Raw genomic sequence first — 20,852 nt, forward strand, 5'->3', positions numbered from 1 at the left:
GCAATAAGTGGATTTAGCAACCGTCATAGGCATGTTAGGTGGTATCGGCTTTATTGTCATGGCCATGATCCTGGGTGGGGATTTGGGCATGTTCGTCGATGTTGCCTCAGTGCTCATTGTATTCTGTGGTTCTATCTTCGTAGTAATGTCTCAGTTTACGCTGGGCCAGTTTTTCGGTGCCGGTAAAGTGGCCGGCAAAGCGTTCATGTTCAAAATCGATCCGCCGGAAGTGCTGATTGAAAAAATCGTTGAAATGGCTGATGCGGCCCGTAAGGGCGGGTTTCTCGCACTGGAAGAAGCCGAAATCGATAATGCCTTTATGCAAAAGGGCGTAGATATGCTGGTAGATGGCCACGACATTGAAGTGGTCAGAGAAACGCTGAAAAAAGATATTCAGATGACCACCGAGCGCCATGAGTTCGGTGGTTCAATTTTTAAAGGTCTGGCCGATGTTGCGCCGGCGATGGGGATGATCGGTACACTGGTTGGTCTGGTTGCCATGTTATCAAATATGGATGATCCTAAATCAATCGGTCCTGCCATGGCGGTAGCACTTTTAACAACACTTTACGGCGCCTTCCTGGCAAACGTTATCTGTTTGCCGATTGCAGCTAAACTGGACAACCGTAAAGAGGAAGAGAAACTGAATCAGTCTCTGGTCCTGGACGGTATCGTTGGTATTGCTGACGGTCAGAACCCGAAAGTCATTGAGGGAATTTTGAAAAACTACATCGCTGCCGGCAAACGTGGCGGCGGGGACGAGGAGTAATCTGCTATGTCAGATGAATGCCCTAAATGTCCCCCTCCCGGCCTGCCGGCGTGGATGGGGACGTTCGCTGACCTGATGTCACTGTTGATGTGCTTCTTCGTTCTGCTGCTGTCTTTCTCGGAAATGGATGTACTGAAATTTAAGCAGATCGCCGGCTCCATGAAGTTTGCCTTCGGCGTGCAGAATAAAATTGAAGTTAAAGACATTCCCAAAGGAACCAGTGTTATCGCGATGGAGTTTCGCCCGGGCCGTCCGGATCCGACGCCTATTGAAACCATTCAGCAGCAAACCATCGATATGACACAGCCAACGCTGGAGTTTCAGGCAGGGGATGAGGACTCATCCGGTGGCCGGCAAACACAGCGCGGGTCCCAGCGTGGTGGTCAGGCTCAGCAAACTGCATCAGACTCCGCGGCTTCATCGTCACAAAGCTCTGATAAAGAGCAGGACAACGAAATGATGAAGAAGGTGGCTGAACAACTGCAAAAAGAAGTGGCGGACGGCTCTATTGAAATGGAGTCTTTGGGTCAGCAACTGACTATCCGGATCAGAGAAAACGGTTCATTTTCCGCAGGTTCAGCATTTTTGCAGCCTCAGTTTAAGCCCGTGTTGAGAAAAATCGGCACCTTACTGGCAGAAATGCCCGGTGAAATAGAAATTTCAGGACACAGTGACGGCCAGCATATTGCCAATGAGCTGTACCGCTCTAACTGGGATTTGTCTGCACAACGCGCTGTGGCCGTGGCGGAAGAGATCCGCAAAGCGCCGGGATTTGATGAGTCACGCATGTCCGTGACCGGTCTGGCTGACACTAAACCTCTGGTTGAAAACGCAGCCACTGCTGACGACCGTGCCCGCAACCGCCGGGTAGAAATTAACATCAATCAGGGCAAACCGTTATTGTCTGAACCTATTTCGGTACTGGAAGAATAGCAGGGCGGGAGAAGGGCGCAGCGCTTAGGCGCTACGCTCCCCGTTGTATTGTGTCTCTGAAGTGAGGTTTTGACAGGACCAGCTGAACTGTCGAGATTGTCCGTTCCAGAAATCCGCCTTCGCAATATTTAAGATAGTAAGTCCACATGCGCATGAAGCGCTCGTCATAACCATCCTGCATCAACGGCTCTTTGGCATTGATGAAAGCCTTGTACCAGTCATCCAGCGTCCTGGCATAATCCAGCCCGATATCCTGTAAATCTCTTACAGATAAATCACTGAAACGTTTGAGGTAGTCGTTGATAACCAGCTGTGAGGGCAGAAACCCGCCCGGGAAAATATATTTCTGAATAAAATCCACACTCTTGCTGTAACTGTCGTAACGACGGTCATCAATGACAATCGACTGCAATAGCATCAAACCATCGGCTTTCAGTAGTGAGGCACATTTATCAAAAAAGTTGCCCAGGTAACGTTTACCTACAGCTTCAATCATCTCGATGGACACCAGTTTGTCATACTGGCCTTCGAGTGTCCGGTAATCCTGTTTTAGCAGGGTGACTCTGTCACCCAGATTTTCTCTTGTTATCCAGGCCGCAGCATAAGCATGTTGCTCTTCAGAGATGGTTGTGGTGGTGACTTTGCAGCCATAGTGCTTTGCTGCATAAACAGCCAGACCGCCCCAGCCGGTGCCGATTTCCATCAGGTGATCCGATGGTTTCAGCTGTAATTTGTCACAGATTGTTTTTAGTTTGTGAGTCTGGGCATCGCTCAGCGAAGCGTTAGGATCCGGATAAATAGCCGAAGAATACATCATGGTCTTATCAAGGAACCGCGTATATAACTTGTTACCCAGGTCATAATGAGCTTCAATATTTTTCTTCGCCTGACTTTCAGTATTACGGCGTAAAAAATGCTGTACCTTCTGGAGAGGGAGCACCAGCAGACGGAATTTCTCTTCCCATTTGTCCAGTACGGGTAAGTTACGGGCGAACACTCTGATCACTGAGGTCAGGTCCGGGCTGGTCCATAATCCGTCAGTGTAAGTTTCTCCGGATGCCACACTGCCGCCAAACAGCAAATGTCGGTAAGCTTTTACGTTGAGTATGTTTACATCGGCCTTAAGCTCACTTTCCGGATCGCCAAATTGGGCTACGGTAGTGCCATGTTCTTTGATTGTCATGTGACCTTCGGGTAACAGTGACAACACTTTAAAAAATGCACTTCTGCAAGCGCGGTCAATACTGCTGGCTTCCTGCTGAAATATAAAAGTGGATTCGCCGTGTGACATTATCTCGGTTCCTGACTTTTAGGGTGATCGTAAATTGGCGCGCGCTTGATAAATAATTTCAGTGCCTGCCAATAGATACCGGCTACGGTTTTTATTGTCATACTGGGTATACGTCTCAGTGTAGAGCGCAGATTCTCATTATTAAGTGAAATTCTTGTCATGTTCACGCCGGCTACAAAATCCTTTTTCTCCGTGTGACAGGCCAGGGATAAGGAAAAGCGCTCACCCGGCGGCGTTATCTGCCATTTATAGGTCATCTCCAGCGGGTTGAACGGCGACACATGAAATGCTTTTTCCGTATCCTGTTGGCTGGCCATATCGACCAGATAATAATGTCTTTCATTCCAGGGTGTATTACTGACTTCAGCCATCATGTGAGTATAGATGCCTGAGGCAGGGTGCCGTAAAAAATAGAAATTTACCGGACTGAAGTACATGCCAAGGGTGCGCAACTGGCCGAGAAAGTAAACATCACCGTCGAGTTCAGCTCCCTTGTTCAGTAACGTCATTTTAGACTTTACCGCAGTTTCAAGGGGCACACTGGCGTCGCCACAATAATCGGGTCGATAGAAGCGGGTGAAATTTCTCCTGTGTACGGAAAACCACTTAAGTGATTCACCGAGACTGTCTGCTTCCGACAGTTTCAGCCAGAATAAAGCGATATCGTATTCAAACTTGTGTTCCACCGGCCTGAACCGCTGGTGGAACGTTTTGCCCAGGTAGATGCCGCTTTCCGTCTGAGAAACCACTTGCTGACTCACAAAGTTGCCCCGAAGCGTTCGCACACATCCAGAGCGCTTCTGACGCCATCTTCGTGAAATCCGTTGTACCAGTAAGCGCCGCAAAAATGCAGACCTTCTTTCCCGCAGATTTCGCCGCGCCGCTGCTGGGCTGCGACCATGGGCGCACTGTATTGAGGATGGGCGTAATCGTAGCGTCGCAGAATTTTTGCCGGATCAATGGCAGCAGTATTATTGAGCGTGACGCAAAAGGTCACCGGTGCGGTATCGAAACGCTGCAATATGTTCATATTATAGGTAACAGCCGCCGGGGCATGATTTTCTTCAGGTGTTTCTTTCAGTCGGTAGTTCCAGCTTGCCCATGCAAGCTTTCTGTCGGGTAGCTGGGTGGTATCCATGTGCAGCACGACTTCATTTTTAGCATAAGGAATCGCACTGAGAATGGCAGATTGTGAAGGCGTAGGCTCAGCCAGCATGGCCAGCGCCTGATCTGAGTGGCAGGCGAAGATGACCTCATCATATTGCTCAGGTTCCAGACCGCCTGCCGTTACCAGCCAGCCGTTACCGTTTTTTTCTACCCGTGAAACCGGTGTCGACAACTTTATATTGTCTGCAAACCCTTTTGTCAGCTTAGGAATATAGCTGTGAGAGCCGTCAATCAGGGTGTACCACTGGGGGCGGTTAGTGACGTTAAGCAGACCATGGTTGTTGAAGAACTGCAGGAAGAAGGCAAGAGGAAACTGCTTCGTTTGCTCCAGACTGGCAGACCATATTGCCGCACACATTGGCAGAATATAATAATTAGCGAAGTCGTCACTGAGCCCGAGGGACTTAATATAGTCAAAGAGTGTGATGTCGAAATCACTTTGTTGATTTTCCGCAGCGCGTTCTTTGCAGGCTTTGTTGAATGCCAAAATATCCCGTACGATCCGCCAGAACCGTGGTCTGAAGAGATTACGTCTTTGTGCAAACAGAGTATTCAGGTTGTTACCGTTATACTCAAGGCCGGTTTTTTCGCTGCGGACAGAAAAGCTCATCTCAGTGGGCTGCCGCCGGACCCCAAGTTTATCCATTAATTTTATAAAGCGGGGGTAAGTCCAGTCATTGAAAACGATAAAGCCCGTATCCACGGGCCACTGTCTGCCTTTTACGTCTATTAATTTTGTTGCCGTGTGCCCGCCAGTATAATCGTTGGCGTCGTACACAGTGATCTGATGTTCTTTGTGCAATAAATATCCGCACGTAAGTCCGGAAATCCCTGTTCCGATAATCGCAATTCGCCGATGCATTATTCTCGTACCTTACTGCTGTTGTCTCATTTTCAGAGACAGCCACCTCTGTATGCCTGCTGGCAGGTTATGCAGCGTGCGCATAATCCAGCCAAACCCTGTAGGGAAGAACAGACTCTTCTTTTGTTTTTCAATGCCGTCGAGCATCGCTTTTGCCGCTTCTTCTGCCGTTATTTTCATAGGCATATCAAAATCATTTTTATCTGTCAGCGGGGTTTCCACAAAGCCCGGAGACACCGACTGAACAATGATGCCTTTTTCTGCCAGATCCACATCCAGACTCTTAGTAAAATAATGCACAGCCGCTTTACTTGCTCCGTAAGCTTCTGTGCGGGTAAACGGAATGAGCCTGGCCATACTGTCTACGATTACCAGCTGATCGCCTTTTTTAAGTTTAGGCAATAATACGTCGACGCTGTGAATAATCCCGAAAAAGTTGATCTCAAACACCCGTCTGAACATGTCAGGTTCAAATTTATCTACGTCTACATATTCGCAATTGCCGGCATTCAGTACTGCGATATCAAATTGCAGCGGCGCGATGGCGGTGCGGGTAGCATCAAGGTCTGTTAAATCAAATTTTGCGGTGGTGATATTGGATTCAGATGCCAGCTCCGACAGCGCTTCCTCATTTCTGCCACAAGCAATAACATGATATCCCTGACGGGCGGCATGAAGTGTGAAAGCCCTTCCTATGCCCGACGTTGCCCCGGTAACCAACATTGTTTTCATGAAGCCAACCTTGCCTTTATTTTTTTGATAATCCAGCGGAGAAGCGGAATGTGCTCATAAACCATTTCTCCCATGTCGTAGTAATCCCGGTGGTAGAAAATTTTGTCATCACGAACCCTTACAATACTGACACCGTCCAGCGTGATAGTTTTTGCCGGTTGCGCCAGCACTAAATGCATTGTCCAGATAACGGTATATGCGTTGGTGTTATCTTTCTGAGACAGCAGGGTTTCGTGAATATCGAACCGGCATGATTGGGTTTCATTCAGCAACTTTCTGAAATACCCAATCACATTATCCAGCCCGTGATGAGTGGTGATAGGGTCTATAAACTCGATATCAGTTGTATAAATGCTATCAAGGTGGTCAGGGTTGACCTTATGTAATTCGGAATAAAATTCACAAAACCGTTCAATGATGCTCATGATGCAATATTTACTGACTGAGTAATGAAGTATGTAAAATCGTCCTGAATGTATACCAATTTTACTTACACGCGGATCAGAATCAGGCCGGCAGACGAATTATTAAAGCGTGTAAATACTCCGATCCAAATTTATTTTTCGCCGTAGTTAAGCTCAGTGAATAATGAAAATACTGTGTTTATGACGGCTCAAAATCTCCCTTTATTTCCCTTGTCAGCACACCTTCTTCCCGGTGGCCGGATGGCACTCAGAATCTTTGAACCACGCTACGTGCGAATGGTTAAAGAGGTATGTGCCGGTAATGGTCAACTGGTGGTTTGTATGCTCAACACACAGGGTGAAAAGGAAGCCAACACACACTTCTATCCTGTGGGCACTGCAGCAACTGTCGTTGACTTCGATATGCTCGATGACGGGTTGCTTGGCATAAAGGTTGCTGGTGTTAACTGTGTAGAGATAAGTAATGTGAAGACTGAGCCCGACGGGCTGCGTACAGGACACTGTCAGCCACTACCAGACTGGCACTGTGATATTACTTCTCAACAAATTTCACCTATAGACGAACGTTTGCAGGAGATTTTTGAGCGCTACGCTGAGGTAGGCCAGTTATATGATGTTCCGGAGTTCCGGAATCCCATTTGGGTAATGTACCGCTGGCTCGAATTATTGCCCGTAGACGCTAAACAGAAACAGTATTTTCTTGCTCAACGCAATTGCCATAAGTTACTGGATTACTTAAAAGCACTTGTGCAGTAAATCGCCGTGTAAACTTTACATGGTATGGGCATGAAACCATTACAATTCTGTAATCTGCTTGAAACACTCGTCTGTAGCAACTATTAACTTGATAGGATATGGACAAATACTTATGTTAGTTGGAATCCCAGTGGAACAAAGTAACAGTGTAATTAAGCCGAAAGATTGTGCGGCAGAAATGTCAGACTATATTGTTAAAGTTGCCGAACAGCGCTGCAAAGCATCGTTTGCAAGGGTGTTTGGATATTTTGCTCCGCGTTTACGTTCTTATGCGTTAAAGCAGATGGGTAATGAAGCTTTAGCCATGGAAATGGTCCAGGATACCATGTCCAACGTATGGCAAAAGGCACATCTGTTTAATGCAGAGAAGGGAAGTCCTTCAACCTGGATTTTTACCATTGCCCGTAACATCCGTTTTGATATGTTACGGAAATTACAGAACAGAAAAGAAGACGTGTGTTCTGACGACTTGTGGCCGGTTCTTTGTGAGCAGACACCAGACGTGAATGAACAGTCGCTGGACGAACAGATTACCCTTGAACAAATCGGGTATATGTTTGAAGAGTTACCGAAGAAACAAAAATCTGTTATTGAAGCCATCTATATTGATGGTAAATCTCAACAGGAAGTTGCAGATGAACTGCATATTCCGTTGGGTACTGTTAAATCCCGTACCCGACTTGCACTGCAACGCCTGAAAGGCATGCTACAGGATCATGATTAATCACCATCCGGAACAAAACCAGCTTTCACAATTTGTTCAAGGTAGTTTATCCCCCGCCGAGTCATTCATTGTCTCGGCGCATTGCGATCTGTGTCCCAGATGCAGAAAAATAGTGTCAGAAGAAACTTCACGGTTTGCTGCAGAGGTATTTGATTTTTCATCACTGTCTCAAGACGAGCAACTGGAAAGTTACAGCGCCATGCTTGCTGACATTACCCAACTCCCTGCTACGGCAAAGCCGGCAACAAAGTCCGCGTCTGTAAGCTCTATCACTGCTAAACGGGGACGTGGAGAGAAAACCATTGACCTGGATGGTCAGACTTTCGAACTCCCGCCGACGTTACAGCGTGTTATCCACAAAACGGGTTCATGGTCAGGGCTTGTTGGTAAATTGTGGCAGGCTCCGGTCGACCTCGGATACGCCGGCGTCGCCAACTTTATTTACATGGGGCGGGGAGGCAGCGTACCAGAGCATACACACCGTGGTGTCGAGTATACGCTGGTACTGGACGGTGAATTTCATGACGGCAAGCACCATTACCGCACCGGAGACTTTGTGGTGATGGATGGCAAAGATACCCATGCGCCTTATTCGGATCACATCAGTGGATGTCTGGTATTTACCTTACTGGATGAACCGCTGCATTTCACATCAGGTATCGCCAGACTGTTGAATCCGTTCAGTCATCTTTTCTTCAGATAAGCCTCTCTCGCTTAGCTGAGCGGCTCTGTGAGCATGCTTAAGACACAAAAAAAGCGCCGTAGCGCTTTTTCGTTTATCATCTGATTAACTGATGAAATCACTGTCCGGAAAATTCAGACGCAGTGTTTTCATAGCATTTTCTTTCAGCTCAGTCAGACCTAACTGGTCATAGCTTGATACCATGATTTCCAGCGCTTCCTGCACCTGATCTGTATTGGAGTAGTTTTCCAGTACGTAGCGTCCGCGATTTGCCGCCGCGACAAAAGCTTCCCGGCGCATATAGAATCGGGCGATGGCAATTTCATACTTCGCCAGCCTTTCTTTGATAAACACCATGCGCTTTTTAGCATCAGCAGCATATTTACTGTCAGGGTATTGCTGGATCAGACGTCTGAAATCTGTGAAAGCTTCCCGCGATTTACTGGGATCACGGTCTGAGCGGTCAATCTGCATCAGTTGCTGAAACATGTTTGCGTCGGCTTCCATGTTGGTCAGTCCGCGCATGTAGAACGCATAATCCACGTCAGAGTGGTTCGGGTTCAAACGGATGAAGCGGTCAATGGTCGCCAGCGTTTCATCAATTTTACCTGACTTGTAGTAGCTGTAGATCAGGTCAAGTTGAACCTGATTGGACAACGGACCAAACGGGTAGCGTGAATCCAGTTCACTGAGTGCGGTAGACGCAGCACCGAAATTTCCGTTCTGCATATTACGTTTGGCATTATCATACATTTGCTGGGAACCCATGTTCGCCAGCGCCGCGCGTTGTTCTGAATCGTCAGACGAGCTGCAGCCCGTTACGCTAATCATGACACCAACAACAAGGGGCATCACTAATCGAATTGATTTCATATCTGTTGTCTATTCCTGCTTAACCGACTGATACGTTTAACTGCATTTTCATTATAGCGGCATTCTAGCGCACTCAAACACGCAAACTCCACATAAAAACCGGAAACTTTCCGTTTAACTAACGTAAAGATTGGTATAATGCGCTTTTTTGTAACAGCGAAAGAGTTATATGACCCAGCCTGTAAACACCGTCAAGCTTGAGGCAAACACCGGGCCACACCATTTTGGTCAGAGGTTAGATCAGGTTTTGGCTGATTTGTTCCCTGAATATTCCCGTTCAAAGTTAAAAAATTGGATTCTGGAAGGGAATGTCACTGTGGATGGCGATGTTTTGACCACTCCCCGGCAAAAAATGCTGGGTGATGAATATGTACAGGTCACGGCTGAAATGGAAGTGCAGACCGCCAGCCTGCCACAGAAAATCGACCTGAACATTGTATACGAAGATGATTCGATCTTAATTCTTAATAAGCCTGCTGATCTGGTGGTTCACCCCGGGGCAGGTAATCAGGACGGCACTTTGCTGAATGCGTTGCTGGCCCATGTACCGGGTATTGAAGTGGTGCCACGGGCTGGCATTGTGCATCGTCTGGATAAAGATACTACGGGTTTGATGGTGGTGGCGAAAACCGTTCCGGCGCAAACCCATCTGGTTAATCAACTTCAGGACCGGGTGATGAGCAGGGAGTATGAGGCGCTGGCATACGGCACTATGGTTGCCGGTGGCATCGTCGATGCGCCTATCGGTCGTCATGCAACTAAGCGCACACTCATGGCCGTTCGTGAAACCGGTAAGCCGGCAGTCACTCACTATCGGGTTATCGAAAAGTTCCGTGCACATACGCACTTGCGCCTGAAACTGGAAACTGGCCGTACACACCAGATCCGCGTGCACATGGCACACCTCAAGCACCCGCTGGTGGGTGATACTGCCTATGGCGGCAGAACCCGGCTGCCAAAAGGCGCCACAGAGGAGTGTGTTGAAGCACTACGTGCTTTCCCCCGCCAGGCCTTGCATGCTGCGCAATTGTCTCTGTTCCACCCTGAAACCGATGAATGGATGACCTGGCAGGCGCCGCTACCTGATGACATGGTGCAACTGATCGCCACTGTGCGTGAAGACACCAAAATCAAAGGTATGGATGACGTATAAGTGATACCCCTGATCCAACCGGCATGGCCTGTGCCGGACAATGTGTTTGCTTATACCAGTTGCCGCAACGGCGGACTCAGCAGCGGGAACTACGCCGGTTTAAATACCGGTGCCCACGTGGGGGACGATCCGCAATTAGTGGCCGGTAACCGTGCGTTATTGCCCGGCCATGCCTCCATTGTCTGGTTGGATCAGGTGCATGGAGAACACTGCGTTACTTTCGGTGCAGACGTGACCGGCCCTTTACCGGCGTCGCCTTTACAGGCCGATGCTTGTATCAGCAGGACCCCGGCACGCACCTGTGCCATTATGACAGCAGACTGCGTGCCGGTTCTTCTGTGTAATCTTGCCGGTACGGAAGTGGCTGCAATTCACGCAGGCTGGCAGGGACTGGAAAAGGAGATTATCGGACACACCGTCAGCGCGATGAAATCATCTGCGGATAATCTAATGGGCTGGATCGGACCGGCTATCAGTCAACCTTGCTATGAAGTTCCCCGTTCTCTGGCCGGGCGTTTTGCCCGTTACCCTGAAGCGATTGGGAAAATAGACGGCAGCGATAAATGTTTGCTTGATTTACCACTGATTGCACTTAAACAATTGAACGATGCCGGCATAAAAAACGTGACGCAATCGGGTCTCTGTACCTATTCCGATCCCCGCCAATTTTATTCACACCGTCGGGCAACGCATGAAGGCAGGGGGCAAACCGGCCGCATCGTGTCTGTCATAGGTTTGCGTTAAGCCTTTTCAATCAGTCACCCGGTATCATGTGTTTTGTGAGCCGGGCAGATCCCAACATTGATGTTAATCAACAAATTAACCTGGTCTTGAGTTATTTTTTAATCAGATAACTTGAATCACAGCAGATTAATACCCATAAAATTAGCAACGTTATTGCAGGGGATTTTTCATGCGATTAGATAGATTTACCAGTAAATTTCAATTAGCGATTTCCGACGCACAGTCTCTGGCACTGGGTCGGGATCATCAGTTTATTGAGCCCGTGCACCTGATGACAGCCATGCTGAATCAACAGGGCGGCTCTGTACGTCCGTTACTCGATCAAGCCCACGTAAATGTGAATGCATTACGCTCTTCTCTGGCTGAAGCGATCGAGCGGCTTCCACGGGTTGACGGCATCGGTGGCGATGTACAGTTAAGCAAGGACAGCGGAATTTTGCTGAACCTGTGCGACAAGATCGCCCAGCAGCGCAAAGATGAATACATCACATCTGAAATTTTTGTGCTGGCAGCGCTTCAGGACAAAGGCAAATTAGGTGATTTGCTGAAAAGCCTGAATGTGACAAAGGATCAAATCGAAACGGCCATTGATAAAATGCGTGGCGGTCAGAAAGTGACAGATCCTAACGCTGAAGATGTGCGTCAGGCGCTGGAAAAATACACCACTGATCTGACCGAACGGGCAGAACAGGGCAAGCTGGACCCGGTGATAGGCCGTGATGATGAAATCCGCCGCACCGTGCAGGTATTGCAACGCCGGACCAAGAATAACCCGGTGTTAATTGGTGAACCCGGTGTAGGTAAAACCGCCATTGTTGAAGGACTTGCCCAGCGTATTATTAATGGTGAAGTACCGGAAGGGCTTAAGGATAAGCGGGTACTGTCCCTCGACATGGGCGCGTTAGTGGCCGGTGCGAAGTACCGTGGTGAATTTGAAGAACGGCTGAAAGCGGTACTCAATGAACTGGCCAAAGAAGAAGGCCGTGTCATTCTGTTCATTGATGAGCTTCATACCATGGTCGGCGCCGGGAAAGGCGACGGCGCGATGGATGCCGGTAATATGCTTAAGCCAGCGCTCGCTCGCGGTGAACTGCATTGTGTGGGCGCAACCACGCTGGACGAATACCGTCAGTATATCGAGAAAGACGCTGCTCTTGAACGTCGCTTCCAGAAAGTGCTGGTGGATGAGCCGGGTGTGGAAGATACCATCGCCATTTTACGTGGTTTGAAAGAACGTTATGAGCTTCACCACTCGGTAGATATCACCGACCCGGCCATTGTCGCGGCGGCTACATTGTCACACCGTTATATCAGTGACCGTCAGTTGCCTGATAAAGCTATCGATCTTATTGATGAAGCGGCTTCCAGCATTCGTCTGCAAATTGATTCAAAGCCTGAAGATATGGATAGGCTTGAGCGCCGCATCATCCAGTTAAAACTGGAAGAGCAGGCACTGGCAAAAGAAACAGACGATGCCAGCCACAAGCGCCTGGAAATGATCGAGCTGGAGCGTGAACAGGCTGAAAACAAATTGTCCGGTCTGGATAAAATATGGCGCGAAGAAAAGGATGCGATGCAGGGCACGCAAACCATCAAGTCTGAACTGGAGCAGGCGAAACTCGATTTGGAAATCGCCCGCCGGGCGTCAGATCTGAATCGTATGTCAGAGCTGCAGTACGGTCGTATTCCTGAGCTGGAAATGAAGCTGGAAAAAGCGGCGGAGAACGAAACAAAAGAAACCTTCTTATTGAAAAACAAGGTTACCGACGCTGAAATTGCAGATGTGCTGTCCCGCTGGACAGGTATTCCCGTATCCAAAATGCTTGAGGGTGAACGGGAAAAACTACTCAGAATGGAAGATGTACTTCATAAGCGGGTAGTGGGGCAGGCGGAAGCGGTAAATGCTGTGTCCAACGCTATCAGACGCTCACGGGCTGGCCTGGCAGATCCAAACCGACCCATTGGTTCGTTCCTGTTTTTGGGGCCTACTGGGGTAGGGAAAACCGAACTGTCGAAGGCACTGGCCGGTTTCCTGTTTGACACGGAAGATGCACTGGTACGTATCGACATGTCTGAGTTCATGGAGAAGCATTCGGTATCCCGTTTAGTGGGGGCGCCTCCGGGCTATGTTGGCTACGAAGAAGGGGGTTATCTCACTGAAGCTGTGCGGCGTAAACCGTATTCCGTGATCCTGCTGGATGAAGTCGAAAAGGCCCATCCTGATGTGTTTAATATTTTGTTGCAGGTGTTAGACGATGGTCGTCTGACAGACGGGCAGGGGCGTACGGTAGACTTCAAAAATACCGTTGTGATCATGACATCAAACCTGGGTTCTGACGTGATTCAGGACACCCACGACGACAGTCAGTACGATGAAATGAAGCAACGTGTGATGGGCGTGGTCGGACAGCACTTCAGGCCCGAGTTTATTAACCGTGTGGATGATCTGGTGGTATTCCATCCGCTGGGTAAAGAGCAAATTAAATCCATTGCTAAAATACAGCTGGCATCATTACGTCAGCGTTTATCTGAAAAAGGTTACAAACTGGAGTTGTCCGGTGCGGCCATGGATAAGCTGGCGGACGCAGGTTTTGATCCGGTGTTCGGTGCCCGTCCACTGAAGCGGGCTATTCAGACACAAATCGAAAACCCGCTGGCACAGCAGCTGTTATCCGGTGTGTTGTTACCTGAATCAACAATTCGTATTGATGTGAAGGACGATCACCTTATCGTGATGTAAGCCATTCCGTCTCTGGTTTGGAAATAAGATGTCCGGAAAAATGAAAGACCCCTCTGCCTGGCAGAGGGGTCTTTTTTATTCATTAATGATCTGAGTTCATTGAGTCACTGAAGACTTTTGTTGTTTGCGTCTCCAGAATGCCAGTGAGCCACCCATCAGGAACAGCGCCAGAGTACCGGGTTCAGGTACATCGGTTTGTGGCATTTCTTTTTTGGAAAAACCGATAGAAGCCAGTTTAAAGGCATCGTCATACAAGGTTCCGCCAATATCTCCGAACACCAGATTATACGCTCCAATCAGCCAGTATTGGGAATAGGTTGTATCCATATCCACCATCGCCAGATTGGTGTCTTCGCAATTAAGTACGTCATACGAACCCACTGCCAGCGCCTCTCCGGCTATATCTGCCCAGGTGTTTGCACCGGATGTCAGCATAGAGGTGTCGTTCAGAGCTGCTACAGATACCTGTGTATCACCGCTGTTCCAGAGCCAGCTGAACGTTGCTCCGGTTACATTAACCTCTTCATCAAAGGAGATAAGGTAAAAATCGTAATCGGTTTCAATTATGTGATAACCGCTGGCATACCAGTCCAGATTAATATTGTCTGCGGCATGCTGGGGGACACCATATTCGCCACTGCGGGTGTCACTGGTAAACGGCGTGTTAGTCACATCTTTATTGATGATACCGTAACCCTCGCCATAATTAATCAGGCTGGCTGTTTCTACAATGTCGTCGCTCAGGTAGTGCTTGCCGTTGGACTGGTTGTAGGTGTAATCGTAATTACGGGAAGAAAAGCCCCGGCCTCCCGTATCCGAATACGCTGTTGTACTGATTGTCACGCCATCGACAACGGCGCTGCTGATACCATCGTTGGCAATCATGTAACGCAAATCTTCAGCAAAGTAGTCACTGGCTGAGCAGCCGGTGTGATTATCGCCACACTTACTGCTCCAACTGGTAGCCTGTGCAGGTACGATGAATATCCCTGACGCAACCAGTGTGGTGACACTCATAATTTTATTAAACTTCATAAATAAAACCTTACGTGGGGACAATGAATCACTGTCTTCACTTTGAGTACAATTAACCGTTTATCTTCCTGCTCTTACACCCGGAGGGTTGCGACAGAAATCTCTTACGTGACGCCTGGAGGCACCCGTATGCTGAACGGAATACAGGCTTGTATTGTAGTTTGGGCGGGCCCTTTATGAAGTATGCGTCTTTATACAAAGGGGACAGGATGAATACAGAGCGCGGGTGTGCTGTGCAGGATAAAAGAACAAAAAAGCCGCACGGAAAACGGGGTTCAGTGCGGCCTGATTATTTCAGAGTCAGGTGCGGTGTGTCATATACCGTTAAGTAGTCTGACTGCCAGCGTCTTGCCGTTGTATTCCACTTCAGAGTTGGCAGCCAGTTCAAGGTGTTCCTGCGCTTCAGCTTCGCGTCCCATCTTCACCAGCGTGTACCCGAGGTGGAAGCGGAGTTTCGGGTTAGTCGCCTGACGACTGAACGCCCGTCTCAACATTTCCAGGCTTTCAGCATATTTTCCTTCGTTCGCCAGTACCCAGCCATAAGTATCCAGTATTTCCGGATCGCTGGCATTCAACTGAAATGCCTCTTTAATCCACTGACTGGCCTGAATGGTATTTGTCTGAGCTGACATTTCTGCCAGACGGTTCAGTACTTTCGGTTTGTTCAGTACATTGGGTAATTTAGCCAGCTCGATATATACAGGTATCGACTTCTCAAACTCCCCGGCATTATAGAAATACTGTGCAAGTAAGTTGGCCGGTAACAGATATTCAGGGTGGTCTTTCATTAATTTTCTGGCAATTGATACAAAACCTTCAGGGTTGTTGCCCCGCTCAGCCATTTTATAAGCCGCCAGAAGGGGTTGAGCATAAACAGGTGCGATAGTCAGTGAACGGCCATACGCCTGTGCAGCTTTATCAAAACTGTTGCGACTTTCTGCCAGCAGACCAGCCACATACCAGAAGTCCGCGTTATTTTGGTTTTTCTCAATACGTGAAGCAATAGTGTTCGCCGCGTCAGATACTTTACCCATTGCGATCTGCAGTTTAGCCGTATGCAGGGCAAGATCATTATCGTAAGGAGAGATTTCTCTGGCAGTTGTGAATGCTGCCAGTGCTTCATCAGGACGTCCAAGTTTAATCAGGATGTTGCCATAACGCTCCAGATATTTGGGATTAGTCTGAATAACATCCCTGGCAAGCACAATAGCCTGTTCGGCTTCGTCAACTCTGTCCATCCCGATAAGGATATCGGCTTTCTGCAGCAAGTATGCAGGATTATCAAAATCCTCTTTGAGGAGCTTGTCTAGCTGGTAGAGTGCACCACTCATGTCGCCTTTGGCTGCGGCAACCTGAACCAGTTTTACCCGCGCTTCCTGATTGTTGGGATGCAAGGTAAGCACATCTTTGTATATCAGTACCGCATTATCAATATCTTTAAGTCTTAGCAGGTTTTGTGCTTTCAACAGTTGCGAAGGAACATGACGGGGAACTTGTGCCAGTAACGCATCGAGGAGTTCCAGCGATGCAGGCAGGTTACCCGTCTTAGCATCCAGAGCTGCAAGGTTGAATCTGGCTGAAAAACTGCTCTCATTGATACTCAGGGCTTTATCCAGCAAGTTACGGGCTTTGGCAAATTCTTCCTGTTGTATAAATAAAGTAGCTTTTAGATTATAAACATCGGCTTTGTCCGGAAAAATGTCGATGAGCGCATCTACCGCATTATGAGCGTCATCGTACATGCCGAATCGCATTTTCATAGATGCGTAGGTAAACAGGAAAGTCGGATTAAGCTGCTGAGCAGGATAATTTTTATCAAGCAGTGCCAGTGCCTGTTCTTCCATACCCCGCACTGTCATCAGCTTAATTTTAAATAGTTGCAATTGCAGGGTATTTGGAAATTCTTCTTCCAATGCGCGAACAAGACTGTCTGCCCGGAAGCTTTTGTTCTGATCTATCAGCAAATCACCCAGCAAAAGGGCTGCGTTTAAATCCTGCATCAACAATGACTGTTTTTTCTCCAGCAGTGTTAACGCCAGTTTAGGGCGCTGAGTAGAAATATATGCTTTGGCCAGTAATTTTATTGCCTGCAAGTCATCAGGCACCTTACCCAGGTAACGTTCGAAATCGCCAACCGCTTTTTCGATGTTGCCATTAAAATAGGCAGTAAGGCCGCTGATATAAATAAGTAGCGGTTGGGATTCAACTACGTCCGGCGACAACTCGGAGAGTGTATTACTCAGTTTCTGAATTTCAGTACTGTTTGATGTGACCGTCTGTTCCTGTGTCATCAACCAGTTGTTAAGCAGAATAGCCAGTGGATCGTCCGGAGTACGGGACATGATTTCATCCACATATGCACGGGCGCTTTCAAAGTCATCTCTGGCAATGTAGATATTAACCAGATTACGCAGAGCAATGGGATCGTCTGAATTTATTTCAAGTGCACGTTTAAAGTCTTTGATAGCGGTATCAACGTCGCCCTGACGGTAGCTGAGCTGACCTGTCAGGCGCCACAGAATGGCACTGTTATCATCAATTTCGCGGGATTGTGCGAGAAAGTCTTCAGCGATTTCTGTATCACCGGCCCGCATTGCAATTGCAGCAAGTCCGTTCAGCGCGTTGTCCTTATTGTAGGGCATGGCAAGCATGTCCTGATAAGCTTGTTCAGCACAGACATCATCGTCAAGTTTTGTACAGGCTGTTGCCCGGATCTGTAGCCAGCTTGATTTTTGTTTAGAGCCCAGACGCTTGTATTCCTGGAAAGCAAGAATGTCGCGGAAGCGGTTCATGAACAACCAGGCCGTTCCCAGCGGTTCTGCAACCAGATTCAGGTCAGCGCCCATGTCGATGGCTTCCTGAAACTCCAGTTCAGCGGCACGCACATAACCGTTTTGCAGAAGCAGGCGCCCCATTAATATCTTGGCAGTCAGGTTATCAGGATCTTTTTGCAGACTATTTTTCAGGTGAACAAACGATTCTTCATATCGTTTTGCATTGTAGGCTTCCAGTGCCTGTTCATAATCTTCAAAGGTTGTAGCATGGGCTGATCCAATTAGGCTCAGTCCGGCCAGACCGAAGAGCGCGCAGCGCACGCGTGAAGCTAACATCCGTTGATTTTTCATAATTCACCTGAATTTGCCGAACAAAAAAGGTGGCATTAAGCCACCTTTTACGGGTAATGCCTGTTAAGGCTTAATCAAATTGATTAAGCATTACGTTTTCTGCGCCACATTGCCAGGGCACCGCCCATGAACAACATCGCGAATGTACCGGGTTCAGTTACCTGCGTTGTTGGTGGCTCTTCACCAGGCTTTTTATTAAAGCCTACGCTGGCTAACTTGAAACCGTCATCGTACATACTATGCCCGATATCGCCGAAGACTGTGTTATACGCTCCGATAATCCAGTATTGAGAATAAACATTATCCAGACCGCTGATTTCTGCTAAATCAGTATCGTCACAGTTAAGAACATCAAACGAACCTACTGCCAGCGCATCACCTGCAATCTCGCCCCATGTATTCACGCCTGAAGTAAGCATAGATGTGTCGCTCAATGCTGCAACAGAAACCTGTGTCTCAGTTTCTTTCCATAGCCAGCTAAATGTTGCGCCAGTTACGTTTACGTCCTCGTCGAAAGAAATAAGCACATAGTCAAAGTCAGTATCAATTACGTATTGGTAATTTGACCAACCTTCTTCTTTCTCGTTGTCAATTGAATGGTCCGGCGAATATTTCGCCTTTTCATCTTCGTTAACGATCCCGTATCCATTACCGTATTGTTTAAGGCTGGCTTCTTCGACGTTTACGTCGGAGACAATGTCATAGTAACCATATTTCGTACCTACCTTCTCCATACCTTTGGTATCAGAATAAGCAGAAGCGTTGATAGTTACACCATCAACTACTGCATTGCTGATACCATCGCTGGCCAGGCTGTACATTAAGTCATCTGCGAAATAGTCAGCTGCATTACAGCCATCACCTGTGTTGCCACCATTGCCACAACCACTGTGCCAACCACCAGAATAGTTAGTTGCCATAGCAGGTGCAGTAATAGCGCTTGCAAGGACGAGTGTCGTCACTGACGCGATCTTACTTATCTTCATATTAAAAACCCCTTTTATACCTCGATTTCATACCTCAATCCGATCTAAGCACTTACCGTGCCACTTGTTATTGTGTTGATTTTTATAGGGAAAATTCAGGTTGGATTTAGGTTTAAAAATTCCTACGTAAAAAATACTGACATGATACAAAAGTAGTTAAAGTTGATTTATTTATTATAATTCAATGTGTTAATGAAAGATCTCGTGAATTAAATTGAGGTATGTCAGCCCATACTAAGTAATAGGCATTCTCTGGTATATTTGAACCGTGCGTAGTGCGGGTATGTATGAAATAATGGATTGGTCAGTATTAATTAACTTGAGGTTTTATGACGGACACAAAAAGGAAAGGCATCTACCTGTTGCCTAATTTACTTACCACCGCAGGGTTGTTCTCGGGTTTTTATGCCGTAGTCGCGTCTATGAACGGCAGTTTCGAAGCTGCTGCGGTTGCCGTTTTCGTTGCAATGATATTTGATGGGCTCGATGGAAGGGCTGCCAGGATCACCAACACCCAAAGTGCGTTTGGTGCTGAATACGACTCTATGGCCGACATGGTGTCCTTTGGGGTTGCTCCGGCGCTGGTTGCTTACAACTGGGGTTTAAGTGAATTAGGTAAGCTGGGATGGCTCGCCGCCTTTATATATGTAGCTGGTGCAGCGTTACGTCTGGCGCGGTTCAATACGCAGGTGGGTATTGCTGACAAACGATTCTTTCAGGGGTTGGCAAGCCCGGCTGCTGCAGCCGTTGTATCCGGGTTGGTCTGGGTAGGCGTTGAATATGATGTGAATGGCAACGATTACGGTTTTGTTGTAGCACTGATAACCGGTGCGGCCGGCTTACTCATGGTGAGTAACTTCAAATATAACTCCTTTAAAGAAGTAAACTGGAACGGCAAAGTTCCTTTTGTTGCGCTTCTTATTATTATGCTTGTGTTTGTAATTGTGGCGACAGAGCCTGCATTAGTGCTTTTCCTTGTCTTTGCCCTTTATGCACTTGCCGGACCCATTAATACATTCCGTACGGTTGATAAGGTAACGCTTCAGGATGTAGTGGGGGACCATGAAGAGAAGGACGCCGATTTTTCTGTTGATGATGATAAGGCAGATGAAAAAACTATTGATAATGATGAACCAGAGCATAAGTCATAGCACCGGTTACCTGAAATAATCTAGAAAAGAGATATCAGAACAGACGAAATTAAGACGTTTTGTTTATTTAATTATCAATGTGTTTAAAAAGCGACCGCTCAGGTCGCTTTTTTACTTTTTACGGTAATTAAGGGTTGACGGGAAGGTTCATGTGAGTAGAATGCGCGTCCTCGGTTCAGGGAGCTGACACAAAGCACCGGAAACGAGTTTTTGGAAAGCGTTTTGAGAAGAAAAAACTTCAAAAAAATGATTGACAAAAAAATGATGCAGAGTAACATACGCATCCCGCTTGAGACGGCTAACAGCAAGGCTTAAGCAATTGTTCTTTAAAAATTTATAACAAGACAATCTGTGTGGGCACTCGTTAAGAGTGTCAACCGACGATTCATAAAAGTTTTTCGATATATTTAATTGAAGAGTTTGATCATGGCTCAGATTGAACGCTGGCGGCAGGCCTAACACATGCAAGTCGAACGGTAACAGGAATAGCTTGCTATTTGCTGACGAGTGGCGGACGGGTGAGTAATGCTTGGGAACTTGCCTTTGGGAGGGGGATAACAGTTGGAAACGACTGCTAATACCGCATAACGTCTACGGACCAAAGGGGGCTTAGGCTCCTACCTGAAGAGAGGCCCAAGTGAGATTAGCTAGTTGGTGAGGTAAAGGCTCACCAAGGCGACGATCTCTAGCTGTTCTGAGAGGAA

18 protein-coding genes and 1 rRNA gene are annotated in these 20,852 nt (G+C 47.6%); 10 read left to right on the plus strand and 9 right to left on the minus strand.

Going from position 1 to position 20,852, the window contains the following annotated elements:
- Positions 1–7: 7 nt before the first annotated feature.
- Both pomA and ACXAGR_RS03105 read left to right on the plus strand, forming a co-directional pair.
- Positions 8–769 carry a flagellar motor protein PomA gene (gene pomA / locus ACXAGR_RS03100; protein ID WP_474848069.1) on the plus strand — a complete coding sequence of 254 codons (762 nt, stop codon included), beginning with the start codon at positions 8–10 and terminating at the stop codon, positions 767–769.
- Between the two features lie 6 nt (positions 770–775).
- Positions 776–1,702, plus strand: a complete 927-nt coding sequence (locus ACXAGR_RS03105; RefSeq protein ID WP_119501917.1) for a flagellar motor protein MotB — start codon at positions 776–778, stop codon at positions 1,700–1,702.
- A gap of 31 nt (positions 1,703–1,733) precedes the next feature.
- Here the strand turns inward: ACXAGR_RS03105 and ACXAGR_RS03110 are convergent, their stop codons facing one another.
- From ACXAGR_RS03110 to ACXAGR_RS03130, 5 genes are read right to left on the minus strand one after another with little or no spacing between them, the layout of a single operon-like run.
- Complete coding sequence (locus ACXAGR_RS03110; RefSeq protein WP_474848072.1) at positions 1,734–2,993, minus strand: class I SAM-dependent methyltransferase; 1,260 nt, start codon at positions 2,991–2,993, stop codon at positions 1,734–1,736.
- Entirely contained in the window at positions 2,993–3,754 is a 762-nt protein-coding gene (locus ACXAGR_RS03115; RefSeq protein WP_474848074.1) for a DUF1365 domain-containing protein, read from the minus strand. Before ACXAGR_RS03115 ends, ACXAGR_RS03110 begins: the two co-directional genes overlap by 1 nt.
- Positions 3,751–5,022, minus strand: a complete 1,272-nt coding sequence (locus ACXAGR_RS03120) for an NAD(P)/FAD-dependent oxidoreductase (protein ID WP_474848076.1) — start codon at positions 5,020–5,022, stop codon at positions 3,751–3,753. The genes ACXAGR_RS03115 and ACXAGR_RS03120 overlap by 4 nt, the downstream gene beginning before the upstream one ends.
- Before the next feature lie 12 nt (positions 5,023–5,034).
- Complete coding sequence (locus ACXAGR_RS03125; RefSeq protein WP_474848078.1) at positions 5,035–5,754, minus strand: SDR family NAD(P)-dependent oxidoreductase; 720 nt, start codon at positions 5,752–5,754, stop codon at positions 5,035–5,037.
- Positions 5,751–6,179 (minus strand): nuclear transport factor 2 family protein, encoded by a 429-nt coding sequence (locus ACXAGR_RS03130; protein ID WP_474842444.1) that lies wholly within the window; start codon positions 6,177–6,179, stop codon positions 5,751–5,753. The genes ACXAGR_RS03125 and ACXAGR_RS03130 overlap by 4 nt, the downstream gene beginning before the upstream one ends.
- 180 nt (positions 6,180–6,359) lie before the next feature.
- On the opposite strand from ACXAGR_RS03130, the gene ACXAGR_RS03135 reads away from it, so the two are divergent.
- From ACXAGR_RS03135 to ACXAGR_RS03145, 3 genes are all read left to right on the plus strand, one after another.
- Positions 6,360–6,935 (plus strand): LON peptidase substrate-binding domain-containing protein, encoded by a 576-nt coding sequence (locus tag ACXAGR_RS03135; protein WP_474848080.1) that lies wholly within the window; start codon positions 6,360–6,362, stop codon positions 6,933–6,935.
- A gap of 112 nt (positions 6,936–7,047) precedes the next feature.
- A complete protein-coding gene (locus tag ACXAGR_RS03140; protein WP_119501911.1) occupies positions 7,048–7,659 on the plus strand; it encodes a sigma-70 family RNA polymerase sigma factor in 612 nt (203 codons plus the stop codon).
- Positions 7,652–8,362: a ChrR family anti-sigma-E factor gene (locus ACXAGR_RS03145; RefSeq protein ID WP_474848082.1), complete on the plus strand. Its 711-nt coding sequence runs from the start codon at positions 7,652–7,654 to the stop codon at positions 8,360–8,362. The genes ACXAGR_RS03140 and ACXAGR_RS03145 overlap by 8 nt, the downstream gene beginning before the upstream one ends.
- 84 nt (positions 8,363–8,446) lie before the next feature.
- Here the strand turns inward: ACXAGR_RS03145 and ACXAGR_RS03150 are convergent, their stop codons facing one another.
- Entirely contained in the window at positions 8,447–9,214 is a 768-nt protein-coding gene (locus ACXAGR_RS03150) for an outer membrane protein assembly factor BamD (protein WP_119501909.1), read from the minus strand.
- A 169-nt stretch (positions 9,215–9,383) separates the two neighbouring features.
- On the opposite strand from ACXAGR_RS03150, the gene rluD reads away from it, so the two are divergent.
- The 3 genes from rluD to clpB all read left to right on the plus strand — a co-directional run bounded on the left by rluD (position 9,384) and on the right by clpB (position 13,851).
- Positions 9,384–10,367 (plus strand): 23S rRNA pseudouridine(1911/1915/1917) synthase RluD, encoded by a 984-nt coding sequence (gene rluD, locus ACXAGR_RS03155; RefSeq protein WP_474848084.1) that lies wholly within the window; start codon positions 9,384–9,386, stop codon positions 10,365–10,367.
- On the plus strand, positions 10,368–11,111 hold the full coding sequence (gene pgeF / locus ACXAGR_RS03160) for a peptidoglycan editing factor PgeF (protein ID WP_474848086.1): 744 nt from the start codon (positions 10,368–10,370) through the stop codon (positions 11,109–11,111).
- 169 nt (positions 11,112–11,280) lie between these two features.
- Entirely contained in the window at positions 11,281–13,851 is a 2,571-nt protein-coding gene (clpB, locus tag ACXAGR_RS03165; RefSeq protein WP_474848088.1) for an ATP-dependent chaperone ClpB, read from the plus strand.
- 96 nt (positions 13,852–13,947) lie between these two features.
- Here clpB and xdp1 (ACXAGR_RS03170) read toward each other — a convergent pair whose 3' ends face one another.
- The 3 genes from xdp1 (ACXAGR_RS03170) to xdp1 (ACXAGR_RS03180) all read right to left on the minus strand — a co-directional run bounded on the left by xdp1 (ACXAGR_RS03170) (position 13,948) and on the right by xdp1 (ACXAGR_RS03180) (position 18,997).
- A complete protein-coding gene (gene xdp1 / locus ACXAGR_RS03170) occupies positions 13,948–14,886 on the minus strand; it encodes an exosortase-dependent surface protein XDP1 (protein WP_474848090.1) in 939 nt (312 codons plus the stop codon).
- A gap of 314 nt (positions 14,887–15,200) precedes the next feature.
- On the minus strand, positions 15,201–18,011 hold the full coding sequence (locus tag ACXAGR_RS03175) for a tetratricopeptide repeat protein (RefSeq protein WP_474848092.1): 2,811 nt from the start codon (positions 18,009–18,011) through the stop codon (positions 15,201–15,203).
- 83 nt (positions 18,012–18,094) lie between these two features.
- Positions 18,095–18,997 (minus strand): exosortase-dependent surface protein XDP1, encoded by a 903-nt coding sequence (gene xdp1, locus ACXAGR_RS03180; RefSeq protein ID WP_474842428.1) that lies wholly within the window; start codon positions 18,995–18,997, stop codon positions 18,095–18,097.
- A 329-nt stretch (positions 18,998–19,326) separates the two neighbouring features.
- Here xdp1 (ACXAGR_RS03180) and pssA point away from each other — a divergent pair, with 329 nt between their 5' ends.
- Together pssA and ACXAGR_RS03190 are read left to right on the plus strand one after the other, a co-directional pair.
- Positions 19,327–20,148 carry a CDP-diacylglycerol--serine O-phosphatidyltransferase gene (gene pssA, locus ACXAGR_RS03185; protein ID WP_474842426.1) on the plus strand — a complete coding sequence of 274 codons (822 nt, stop codon included), beginning with the start codon at positions 19,327–19,329 and terminating at the stop codon, positions 20,146–20,148.
- Positions 20,149–20,556: 408 nt separating this feature from the next.
- A 16S ribosomal RNA gene (locus ACXAGR_RS03190) occupies positions 20,557–20,852 on the plus strand; the annotation flags it as partial.

The sequence above is a fragment of the Alteromonas sp. ABH4_457 genome, assembly GCF_056160625.1.